The following is an 11,682-nucleotide window of genomic DNA, read 5'->3' on the forward strand; positions in this document are numbered from 1 at the left end:
GAGCGGGCTTGCTCGCGAAGAGGGCGTGTCAGTCAACATTGATGTCAACTGACACGCCCTCTTCGCGAACAAGCCCGCTCCCACAGGAACAGCAGTGAGTTCAAAGAATCAAGCAGTCGGCAAACTCGGCGCCAGCACCGCTTCGCGCTTGCGATGAATCAGGAAGTACGCGCCATAGCACAGCGCAATAAATCCAAAGCCCCAGTACAACGAAGGCCGTTGCGTTTCATCCAGTGCCAGAAACACAAACAGCGAGCAGCACAACGCGATGCACGTCAGCGGCAGCAGCGGGAACCACGGCGCGCGGTATTTCAGGTCGCTGAGTTTTCCGCCATCGCGCAGATAGGCCTTGCGGAATTTGTACTGCGCCAGCGCAATCACAATCCAGGTCACCGTGCCCGACATGCCGCTCACCGCCATCAGCACCATGAACAGCGTGTCTGCCGCGACAAAACTGGTCATTAGCGACACCAGTGCAAAGCACAAGGTGATGCTCAGTGCCCGCAGCGGCACGCCGCGTTTGCTCAAGGTAGACAGGCTTTTCGGCGCCATGCCGGTTTTCGACATCGCCCACAGAATGCGCGTCGAGGCATAAAGGCCAGAGTTACCCACCGACAAAATCGCCGTGAGGATCACGAAGTTCATCAGGTCAGCGGCATAGGGAATGCCGACCATATCGAAGACTTGCACGAACGGGCTTTCCATTAACCCGGCTTGCTGCCACGGCACGATTGCCGACAGCACCACAATCGCCAGCACATAGAAAATCAATACGCGAAACACCACGTTGCGCACCGCGCGCGGGATACTTTTTTCAGGCTGATCGGTTTCGCCGGCGGCCACGCCCATGATCTCGCAGCCCTGGAAGGCGTAGACCACGGTCATCATCACCGCGAACACCGCCGACAAGCCGTTGGGAAACAGTGAATCGCCGATCAGGTTGCTCATCATCGGCGCCGGTGCTCCGCTGGTCAGCGGGATAGCGCCGAAGATCACCAGCACGCCGACCACGATGAAGCCCAGAATCGCCGCGACCTTGATCCCGGAGAACCAGTATTCCGCTTCGCCGAAGGCGCGGGTCGCCAGTGCATTCAATCCGAACAACACCACCACGAACAGCGCCGACCAGTACCAGATCGGCACCGCAGGAAACCAGCGCGTCATCAACATGCCCGCCGCCGTGAACTCCAGGCCCACGGTGGTCGCCCAGCTCATCCAATACACCCAGCCGATCATGAATCCGGTGGCTGGCCCGATGAATTTGGTCGCGTGGGTCTGGAACGAGCCGGACACCGGCATTTGTACGGACAGTTCGCCCAGGCACACCATCACCAGGTACATCAGAAAACCGGCGACCAGATACGCCAGAATCGCGCCCACCGGCCCGCCCTGATTGATCGTCACTCCGGAGCCCATGAACAGCCCGGTGCCAATCACGCCACCTAGCGACAACATGAATATGTGCCGGCTTTTCAGGGCTCGGGTCAGTTGAATGCCTTCGGTTTCGGTAGAGTTGCTCATGTCCACACCTCAGTAATCAGCAAGGTGCGCGGCATGGCGCGGGGAGAGATCAGCTTTACGGCAGTTCATTATTATTATCTCCAATAAGCTTCGAAGACCGCGCTGTGGCGGTTGCCTCGATTATTGGAAGACCATGTAAGGTCCCGTTGACCATAAAGATCGAAGTTGTAAAAAGTCGTAACAAACTTGTACGTCAGCGGTGCAGCAACTCAGCCAGCGTCTGTTGCGAACGCTGCAGTTGCGCATGAACCTGCGGGGCCAAGGTCCGCAACGCCTGTTCATCACTGGCCATTGCGGCCTCTTCCAACGCGCGCAACACATTGGCCAACGCGCGAAAGCCCAATGAGTCGCTGCTGCCGGCCAGACGATGTGCGAGGTGTGCGACTTCGGTACAGTCATCGGCCTCGATGGCTTCGATGAGTGCGTCGCGATGCTGACTGATCGAATCGCGCAGCACCGCCAGCAAACCCTGAAGCTTCTGTTCACCAAGCAAGGTGCGATGGGTGTCCAGCAGCTGCCAGTCCATCGCCTCGTCAACAGGCTGTGGCGCAGATACCGGCAATTGCCCGGCCAATGCTTGCCGCAGGTTTTCGAGCTTCAAAGGCTTGGCGAGAATGCCGTCCATTCCGGCCTCCAGATAACCGCGCATCGAGGCCGGTTGCACGCTGGCGGTCAGGGCGAAGATCCGGGTGTTGCGGTTCGGGCCTTCGTTATTACGGATCAGTTTGCACAGCTCGACGCCACTGATGCCCGGCAGGTGCACATCGAGCAGAATCAAATCGAAGGTCTGCCCGGCACAATGCTGCAGCGCCTGCTCACCTGCTTCGGCAAGCCAGACCTGATGCCCGTCGCGCTGCAACAAGCCGCTGACCACTTCACGGTTCAGCGCCACATCTTCGACCACCAGAACCTTCATTGCCTGCACGGACTCGCTGCTCAGCACCACGGAGGTGATGCCGGTAGACGCCTGCAACGTCAGCTCGAACCAGAAACAACTGCCCCGCCCGACTTCACTTTCAACGCCGATCCGTCCGCCCAATTGCTCGACCAGATGTTTGCTGATCGCCAGCCCGAGCCCGGTTCCGCCAAAGCGTTGCGCCACCTCTTCGCTGGCCTGGGTAAAGCGCTCGAAAATCCTCTCCTGCATGTCCGGCGCAATGCCGATGCCGTTGTCCGTGACGCTCACGCGCAAGCGTTGCCCGGTGTGTTCCGGGCCTTGAGCCAGAAGCGCGACTTTGACTTCAACCTTGCCGCCTTCGGTGAACTTGATCGCGTTGGCCAGCAAGTTGCTCAGCACCTGACGCAAAAATTGCTCGGCGCCGTGGTGCTCCTCGGCGAGCTGCGGATCGATTTGGCAGTGCAGCGTCGTATCGTTGCTAAGCGCCCGCGGTTCCAGCAGGGTCAGCACCTCATCGAGCAGGTGCCTGATCGAAAAATCGACCGGTTCCGGACGGCTGACGCCCTCCTCCAATCGCGCGAAATACAGCACTTCGTTGAGAATCGACAACAACCCTTCCCCGGCCTTGTACAGCGCATCCAGACGTTTGCCGTCGAGCTCATCCAGGTGTGCGCCGCGCAACAACTCAGCCATGCCGAGAATCCCGTTGAGCGGGGTGCGCAACTCGTGGCTCATAGTCGCCAGAAAACGCGATTTTGCGAGGTTGGCGGCCTCCGCTTCGTCCTTGGCGCGCATCAGGCTGGCGGTGCGACGTTCGACCAGCCTGAGCAGTTCATCGCGGTTGTCTTGCAGGGCCAGCCGGTCGGATTCGCGGCGGTCAATGTCACTGAGAATCGCCCGGCGCATATCGTCCAGTGCATGAGCCACGGTGTCGATTTCGTCTTCGTGAACGTTGCGGCGCTTGTCCAGTTGCAAGGGCTCGTGCCAGTCACCGGCGGCGATGCGCCGGGCAAACTCGGCCATCACTTGCAGGTGCCGGGTAACCAAACGGTAGAACAACCCCGACAACGCCACCGCCAGACCGCACAGAAATACGCTCATCCACAGCAGACTGGTCAACCCTGTGGTGTACAGGCGCTGATGCACCGCGCCCAGATCGGTGCTGACTTCCAACTGGCCCAAGTGCCGCAAAGGCCCGGTCGGCGGTTGATAATCCAGTTCAAAACGCTCGATGCGCAGTGGTCCGACCGGGTCGGGATTGCCTTGCACCAGATCGAAATCAGGGCTGATCAGGTGCACCCGCGCCACGTCGGAAAAGTCCACCAGCCCCCGCAACTGTACGTTCAATTGTTCCTGGTTCAAGTCCCAGAGACTGCGCTCCAGGCTGGCCAGGTAACCGGCGCGAATCAGCTCCATGCGCGAGTCGATGTCACGCATCTCGCGGCGATATTCGAAGTACAGCTGCACGCTACTCGCCAGCACGGTGAAACACAGGCTGAACAACAGAATGAACAGCAGCAGACGCCGCAACAGTCCACCGGGCCGGACGCGAATCATTTGGAGTTCGCCGGCAGGTTGATCATGTCGCGGTAGGTGACTTCGCTTTCATTCAACAACCGCTCAACCTCCCCGCTATCGACCATGCGTTTCAGTTGCACGTCGATCTCCGGCATGCGCTTGGCCAGCGGAGACTTGCGCGATACGGCCACCCGCAAGTAGTCCACGCTCAAGGCCTTGGGTAGCGCGACGATGTCTTGCGCGCCTGTCAGGTTTTCGACGTACAGCTGGCCGGTGCGCCGTTCCGAGGTGATGAAATCGATGCGGCCACGAATCAGTTTGCCGAAGTTTTGCCCGCTGTCAGAGACCCATTCGATATTCTGGTGTTGGCCGACCAAACGATCGAAATCCACGCCGTAACTTTCACCGAACAGCAACCCGCCACGGTAATTGGCCAGGTCTTCCAGACGCTCGAATTTCACCGGTCGCTGACGGTTGATGAACAACGCAACCTCCTCACGCAACACCGGAACCGTTGAAAAAACCATGCTCTGCTCGCGCTGTGCGGTGCTGTAGGCCAACACCACATCAACCCGACCTTCGGCAACGTCGAGCAGGCAGCGTTTCCAGTTGCCCAGCACGACAACTTCAACCTCGTAGCCCAGTTGTCCAAAGAGGTTTTTCACCACACTCGGGGCCAGGCCGCGCACGTGATTGCCATCACTCCAGGAGATCGGCGGGTACACCGGATAGTCGCAGTAGCGAACTGTTTGCGCCGCCATCGCGCTGTTCGCGACCAGCGTCAACAGCAAGCCAAGCACCCACAGCATCGGGCTCAGGCCGCCACGCTGGCGGTAAACAGGTAACCGGCGCCGTGAATGGTAATGATCAATTGCGGCTCGGCCGGGTCGTCGTGCAGCTTGCGGCGCAAGCGTCCGACCAGCACGTCGATGGAGCGATCATTGGGTACCCATTCGCGATTGCGGATCTGGTCCATCAATTGATCACGGCTCAAGGTGTGGCCACTGTTGCGCAGGAACACGCTGAGCAACTGGTATTCACCGTGGGTCAGCAGGGTTTCGCTTCCGGCCGGGTCGATCAGCCGTCGGCGATCCGTGTCCAGCGCCCAAGTGGCGAACTGTTTGACCGGTTTGACGATGGCCGCCACCGGTTGCGGCGTCTGCGCATGACGAACCCGGCGTATCAGGTTTTTCGCCCGGGACACCAGTTCGCGCGGGTTGAGCGGTTTGATCACATAGTCATCGGCACCGCATTCAAGGCCGACGATGCGGTCGATTTCATCGTTGCGTCCGGTGATCAAGATGATCCCGACTTCCGATCGTACCCGCAGTTCTCGGGTCAGGGTCAGGCCGTCCTTGCCCGGCAGGCGGATATCGAGCATCACCAGATCGACCGTCTGGCTCGCCAGGAAAGTTTCGGCCAGCTCCGCGGTGGCGGCGCAATTGACCTCATAACCTTCCTGGGAAAGGTAGGCGTGCAGCAGTTCGCGTATCAGCGGATCGTCGTCGACGATCAATACCCGAGGAGTCATCGCATGGTGTCCCGCGTATGCCCGAAGGCGTATTTCTTATTAGAGTGTTTTGTTGCTTTGGCGCCAGAGAGTATCGACAGCTGAACGACCGATCAACAACCCGTCGTCTGGACGCAAAACCGTTGGCGGCCGCCCGCCTGCAATCCGTCGACCCAGGCCTCGCAAATCTGGATGCCCTGCTCCGGCGTGAACGTGCCGGGGTTGAGGCCTGATTCCAGCCACAAACCRTCGAGCAATGCACTGAGGCTGATGGCGGCCAGATCGGCGTCGAAATTTTCCCAGTTTTCTTCCTGCGCCAGTTCGGTCAGCACCTTGCGCAAGATGCCGCGGTACTCGCCGTAGGAATGTTCGTGCGCGAGGTTTATCGACTCGGCCGTGCGCACTGCGCCCCAGAATGCCAACCAGGCATCGATCAATTGCGGATCGAGCAGTTCGGCGGAAAACGAGCCGCGAAAGAATGCCGATAGACGCTCGCGGGCGTTGGGTGCCGCGTGTTCCATGGCGTCGCGCAACAGGCTCATGACGCGGCCGGTAATCGCCCTGTAAGCCTCGGCCACCAGTTCATCCTTGCCGGAATAGTGATGGCTGATCAGCCCGACCGAAACGCCGGCCTCGGCAGATATTTTGCGAATCGAAGCGCCCTGGAAACCGTGGCGCTTGAGGCACACCAGCGTCGCCTCTATCAGATTGGCCTTGCGCAACTCCGGCTCCATGCGGGAAAAACGGGCTTCCTGACTCATGCGCGACACTCTCCGTGGATCAATCGTTAGGGACGCGGTGGGTTAATCCGCGCGCTGAACGACTGTACAGCAAGAGGGTGGGATGTCTCCAGTCAGTTGCATGCCTCAAGGACCGAGTTGCCGCCGAGCAAACGCGGGACTTTTTGGTCCGTCGATCGGGTCGCCAAATGTAGCGCTCACAGCCAGTAACAGCYTCTGCAGTGTTAGCCGGTTTGTACATGCTTTTGACAATTTGTGAGACGCTGGAACAAATACACCCCCAGGAACTGGCGGCTTTTGCTAAAGAAGTCATCGGCTGGGTGGCCAGCCGTCGAGTACCCTGATCATTCCAAGTCGCTCTGCTTCAGCTGTTTAAGGCTGGTTTCAATCATCTCGTTGGCGTACCAAGCCTGGATTTCATGGCGGTCGGCCGGCAGTGTTTGCGTGGCCTCGGCGTAGGTTGTGGCTTCCACGCGCATAAGTTGTCCTTCTGCATCGCATTGAACGCAGAACATGATCATCCCCCCAGAAGTTAACCGCAGCATGCTGCTATAGCATAGCCACCGGCGCGCCAGTAGCGTGCGCGTCATGGCTGTCTCGCACCGATATTTACGCTGGCGGCAATCGTTTAACCCACCTCATTTTGACGGCGGTCATTCACTTGCAGTTAAGATGTTGATTTAGAAAGCATATGTGTAAGTAAGAAATAATGCACCAACTAGTGATAATTCAAATGGTCCACTTATTGCTTCAACACTCTCCGCTGTTTTCCGGTTGCCGTCCCTCTCCCTAGCTGCCATCTGGCGCAAATCAGGTGCGGTATTTCGAGTCTTGCCGGATAATACCGCGCGCCCCGCTCAGCCCATGGTTTGCGCTGCGTTGGGTGCGTTCGTAATTCGTTGTTAAAGTAGCGCGCCAAATTAAAGAACGTCCTTTTCGTCAGAAATATGGCGATAAAAAAGGTTTTTTTAATTGCGATCAAATATTACACTTAGGGTATACAAAATAACGAGGCCATTTTGAAAGCTCGCTTCGATGAAACCTTTCGAGCTGTCTGCTCCTCAATTTCCAGTGCCCTCGGTAGACTTTTATGAATCGTACAGACGATATATCAAACCTATTCAATGGGTTCGGAGCAAGTGCGGACAGTTATCTGGATTTCAGCAACCAGTTTGACTACAAGGAACGACCATTGGCATTCGTGCCAGCAGTCTCCAAGCCTGTGCCTGCCATAGAAGCTGCTGAGCCGGAGATTGACCTCAGCGCAAAAAAGCTGGCGCAAACCGTGACTGAGAGCGAGGCTAATCTCGAGCCTGAGTTGGCGCCCGTCAACGCTGCGCAGTCCGGTACACCGCTTCGCCACTTGCTGGCCGAAGTCGCTCTGGCACGTCGTGCAGAAGCGCAGGCACGTAACGAAGAGGCCTTGCGTCAGGTAACGCCTCATAGTCGTCCGGCCAAGACGCGTGCCCATGTTATCGCTGTGGTTTCGGCCAAGGGCGGTGTCGGTAAAAGCACGCTAGCCTCGGCCCTCACCACGGCATTGCGCCTGGAAGGCGGCCAAACTCTGGCCATCGACTTGGACCCCCAAAACGCCTTGCAATATCACCTAGGTGCCGCGCCGGATGTGTTAGGCATRTGCAATGCCAGCATCATGGGAGAAAAATGGAAACCACTGCTGCTGTCTGGCTCTGCGGGTACGTTGCTGCTGCCTTATGGCGCGATGACTGAAGAGGAGCGCCGAACGCTGGAGCGCTATCTGGAGAATGATCGTTACTGGCTGGCGCGCCAACTAGCGAGCATGGACCTGGGCGAAAACGATGTGGTGATACTCGACACGCCGCCAGGCCGTACGACTTACCTGGATCAAGTTCTGATGGTGGCGGACCAAGTGCTCGTCGTTACGACAGCCGACGCGGCGTGTTTCGTCACTCTGGACCAGATGGAGYATCTGCTCGGMGAGCGCATGGCCCGTGGTCAGGCACCGCTGTGCAATTACGTGATCAATCAGTTCGACAGCTCCCGCGTGTTCTGCCGGGATATGCACGAAGTGATCAAGCGCCGTCTGGGCTCCCGACTGTTGGGTGTGGTGGCGCTCGATCATGCGGTGGGCGAGGCCATGGCTTATGGGCAAAATCCGCTGCTGGAAGCCGAGTCGTCTCCGGCCTGCCAAGACATGCTGATATTGAGTGACATGCTGAAGGCGCAGTTGAAATCAATGGTTGTTTCAGAGTTTTACGCCTCGTGATTGAAGCCTCGACTCCAGAAGCGGTTACCCCGACCCGTTTTCAGCGCTGGGCAGATGCGGCTTCCGATCGCCTCGAAAGTCTACCTCAAACGTTGCGTCGGGTGCTGGTCGCTGGCGTAACCATGCTGTGCGGTCTCCTGGCGCTATTCATCATAACGGTGCCCTTCGAGCTGTATTCTCAGTGCATTTTCGCCCTTGGCTGCTTTGTCGCTGCACTGGTGTTGCGCAAGATTCCAGGGCGCCTTACGGTACTGATACTCATCGGATTGTCGCTGACGGCTTCGCTGCGTTACTTGTACTGGCGCCTGACATCCACCCTCGGGTTTGAAGGCTGGGTCGACATGCTATTCGGCTACGGCCTGGTGATGGCCGAGCTGTACGCGATGATCGTGTTGGTATTCGGTTACCTGCAAACCGCCTGGCCCCTGCGTCGCAAACCGGTACTGATGAGCGGCCCGCCGAGCGAATGGCCAACAGTCGATGTGTTCATCCCGTCGTACAACGAAACCCTCGACATCGTGAAGGTCACCATCTTTGCGGCCCAGGCCATCGACTGGCCTCAGGACAAACTGCGTGTGCACGTGCTGGACGACGGTCGCCGCGAAGACTTCCGCGAGTTCTGTGAGCAGATCGGCGTAGGTTACATCGTTCGTGACAACAACCGTCACGCCAAGGCCGGCAACCTCAACGAAGCGCTCAAGGTGACAAGCGGCGAGTTCGTGACCATTTTCGACGCCGACCATGTGCCGACGCGGTCCTTCCTGCAAGTGTGTGTTGGCTGGTTCATCAAGGACCCGAAACTGGCGATGCTGCAAACGCCGCACTTCTTCTTCTCGCCCGATCCGTTTGAGAAAAACCTCAACACCTTCCGTTCCGTGCCGAATGAAGGCGAGCTCTTCTACGGGTTGGTGCAAGACGGCAACGATCTGTGGAACGCGACTTTTTTCTGTGGCTCCTGCGCGGTCATCCGTCGTGCGCCGTTGCTGGAAATCGGTGGCGTGGCGGTTGAGACCGTGACCGAAGACGCCCACACCGCGCTCAAGCTGAACCGCGCCGGTTACAACACCGCGTACCTTGCCATTCCTCAGGCGGCGGGCCTGGCGACGGAAAGCCTGTCACGCCACATCAGCCAGCGGATTCGCTGGGCACGTGGCATGGCGCAGATTTTCCGCACCGATAACCCGCTGTTCGGCAAAGGCCTGAAGCTGGGGCAGCGCTTATGCTACCTGAACGCGATGCTGCACTTTTTTTACGGATTGCCACGCCTGGCGTTTCTAACTGCGCCGTTGGCCTTCCTGTTCTTCGATGCACAGATTTTCCACGCCTCAGCGTTAATGATCACCGCGTACGTGTTACCGCATATCCTCCACGCCAGCTTGACCAACTCCAGCATTCAGGGGCGGTTCCGGCACTCGTTCTGGAACGAGGTCTACGAGACGGTGCTGGCCTGGTACATCCTGGGCCCGGTGTTGATGGCACTGGTTAACCCTAAGTTCGGTGGCTTTAACGTGACCGACAAAGGGGGGGTGATCGATAAGAAATACTTCGAATGGAAGCTGGCCCGACCCTACATCGTGCTGCTGATTTTGAATGCAGCCGGTCTTATCTATGGAGTGGTGCGCTTGATGGAGGGTGCCGAGGGTGCCACCACTACGATCCTGATCAACCTGGCGTGGACAGTCTATAACCTCATCATCACCAGCGCCTCGGTGGCGGTGGCCAGCGAAACCCGTCAGGTTCGTTCCGAACCACGGGTGGCGGCCACTCTGCCAATGCGTCTGACCCGTGCTGATGGCTCCGTGGTCGACGGCGTAACCCAGGACTTCTCGCAAAAAGGCCTGGGCTTTCTTTTACCGGCGGGCATCGACCTTCCCAAGGGCGAGCGTGTGCAGATCTCGCTGTTCCGCAATCAACAACTGAGCGTGTTCCCGGCCGTCATCATGTTCAGTCGCGACGGGCTATTGGGTGCACAGTTCGATCAACTGACCCTGCGTCAGCAAAGCGAACTGATACGCCTGACCTTCTCCCGCGCTGACACCTGGGCGTCGACGTGGGGCAACGGACAGGTCGATACGCCGTTGTCCGCCTTGCGCGAGGTCACCGGCATTGGTCTTCGCGGCATCTACGAACTCTTCAAAGCAACAGGCATGGAAGTGCGGAACTTGTTCCGCCGTAGCCAAGTCTCCCCGTCTAAACTGGAAAATGTTTTGGATAAGTGATGAACTCGAAGTCTTTCGCTTTCGGTAACCTGCGCGAGCCTCACCGCGCGTTGGCACGTCTGACGTGCGCTTTACTGGCCGTGGGGGGTGGTGGTGCATTCGCCGAGACAGCGCCACTGAGCGCGGCACCGGGCGCCAACAGCTACAGCCTGACCCTCAAGCAACTGGGCCGCAATTATCCAATGAGCCTGCGCGGCGTGGAGTCCACCGACAGCGTCAATTTCGATGTGCGAGCCGATTCGATCGTGACCGGTTCCAAGCTGAAATTGCAGTACACCTATTCGCCGGCGCTATTGGCCGATCTGTCGCAGATCAACGTCATCGTCAACGATGAAGTGGCGGCGAGCCTGCCGTTGCCCAAGGAAAACGCCGGGCAACTGCAAACGCAGGAGGTTAGTATTCCGCCGCAGTTGATCACCGAATTCAACCGCTTGAGTCTGCAATTTATCGGTCACTACACCATGGGTTGTGAAGACCCGACGCACTCCAGCCTGTGGGCGAAGATCAGCAACGCGACCGAGTTGAGCATTGAAGTGTCGCCACTGGTGCTGCCGAACGACCTGTCGATCCTGCCATTGCCGTTCTTTGATCGCCGCGATGCGCGGACCTTGCGCTTGCCGTTCGTGTTCGCTGCTGCGCCGGACAACACCACCCTTGAGGCTGCCGGTGCCCTTTCATCGTGGTTCGGCGCTCAGGCCAGCTATCGCGGGGCCACATTCTCTTCGAGCATCAACCAGATTCCGGCTCACGGCAACGCTGTCGTGCTGCTCAGCGGTCCCGACGCACTGCAGATCGGCGGGCTGAGCTTGCCGGCGGCCAAGGGCCCGACCCTGAGCGTGATGACGAACCCCAACGACGCCAATGGCAAGTTGCTGGTGATCACCGGGCGCGACTCCGCCGAACTCAAGACGGCCACCACCGCCTTGGTGTTGGGCAGTCAGGCCATGTCGGGCAGCAGCGTTGTAATCGACCGTTTCGATACAGTGTTACCGCGCAAGCCTTATGACGCCCCGAACTGGCTACCCAGTGAT

Annotated in this window: 8 protein-coding genes and 1 pseudogene; 3 read left to right on the forward strand and 6 right to left on the reverse strand. The window is 58.6% G+C overall.

Translation table 11 applies throughout. The features are described 5' to 3' along the window. Window positions 1–108: 108 nt before the first annotated feature. The 6 genes and pseudogenes from AC1DRJ_RS12070 to AC1DRJ_RS12095 form a co-directional block, all read right to left on the reverse strand. Window positions 109–1,521, reverse strand: coding sequence for an amino acid permease (locus AC1DRJ_RS12070; RefSeq protein WP_477802347.1), 1,413 nt, complete (start codon window positions 1,519–1,521; stop codon window positions 109–111). A gap of 193 nt (window positions 1,522–1,714) precedes the next feature. Continuing rightward, the gene (locus tag AC1DRJ_RS12075) at window positions 1,715–3,976 is read right to left on the reverse strand and encodes an ATP-binding protein (protein WP_477802348.1); all 2,262 of its coding nucleotides are present in this window, start codon (window positions 3,974–3,976) and stop codon (window positions 1,715–1,717) included. Further along, window positions 3,973–4,746, reverse strand: coding sequence for a substrate-binding periplasmic protein (locus tag AC1DRJ_RS12080; protein ID WP_477802349.1), 774 nt, complete (start codon window positions 4,744–4,746; stop codon window positions 3,973–3,975). Before AC1DRJ_RS12080 ends, AC1DRJ_RS12075 begins: the two co-directional genes overlap by 4 nt. Before the next feature lie 5 nt (window positions 4,747–4,751). Continuing rightward, window positions 4,752–5,468, reverse strand: a complete 717-nt coding sequence (locus AC1DRJ_RS12085) for a response regulator (RefSeq protein WP_477802350.1) — start codon at window positions 5,466–5,468, stop codon at window positions 4,752–4,754. A gap of 92 nt (window positions 5,469–5,560) precedes the next feature. Further along, entirely contained in the window at window positions 5,561–6,208 is a 648-nt protein-coding gene (locus AC1DRJ_RS12090; RefSeq protein ID WP_477802351.1) for a TetR family transcriptional regulator C-terminal domain-containing protein, read from the reverse strand. Window positions 6,209–6,534: 326 nt separating this feature from the next. Then, a pseudogene (locus AC1DRJ_RS12095) lies at window positions 6,535–6,702 on the reverse strand (tryptophan synthase subunit beta); the annotation flags it as partial. A gap of 575 nt (window positions 6,703–7,277) precedes the next feature. On the opposite strand from AC1DRJ_RS12095, the gene bcsQ reads away from it, so the two are divergent. From bcsQ to AC1DRJ_RS12110, 3 genes are all read left to right on the forward strand, one after another. Continuing rightward, window positions 7,278–8,432, forward strand: coding sequence for a cellulose biosynthesis protein BcsQ (gene bcsQ, locus AC1DRJ_RS12100; RefSeq protein ID WP_477802352.1), 1,155 nt, complete (start codon window positions 7,278–7,280; stop codon window positions 8,430–8,432). Next, the gene (gene bcsA / locus AC1DRJ_RS12105) at window positions 8,429–10,651 is read left to right on the forward strand and encodes a UDP-forming cellulose synthase catalytic subunit (RefSeq protein WP_477802353.1); all 2,223 of its coding nucleotides are present in this window, start codon (window positions 8,429–8,431) and stop codon (window positions 10,649–10,651) included. The genes bcsQ and bcsA overlap by 4 nt, the downstream gene beginning before the upstream one ends. Next, the coding region (locus AC1DRJ_RS12110) for a cellulose biosynthesis cyclic di-GMP-binding regulatory protein BcsB (RefSeq protein ID WP_477802354.1) at window positions 10,651–11,682 on the forward strand (1,032 nt) is incomplete at its 3' end. The genes bcsA and AC1DRJ_RS12110, both read left to right, overlap by 1 nt.

Source organism: Pseudomonas sp. P5_B2 (assembly GCF_056400445.1).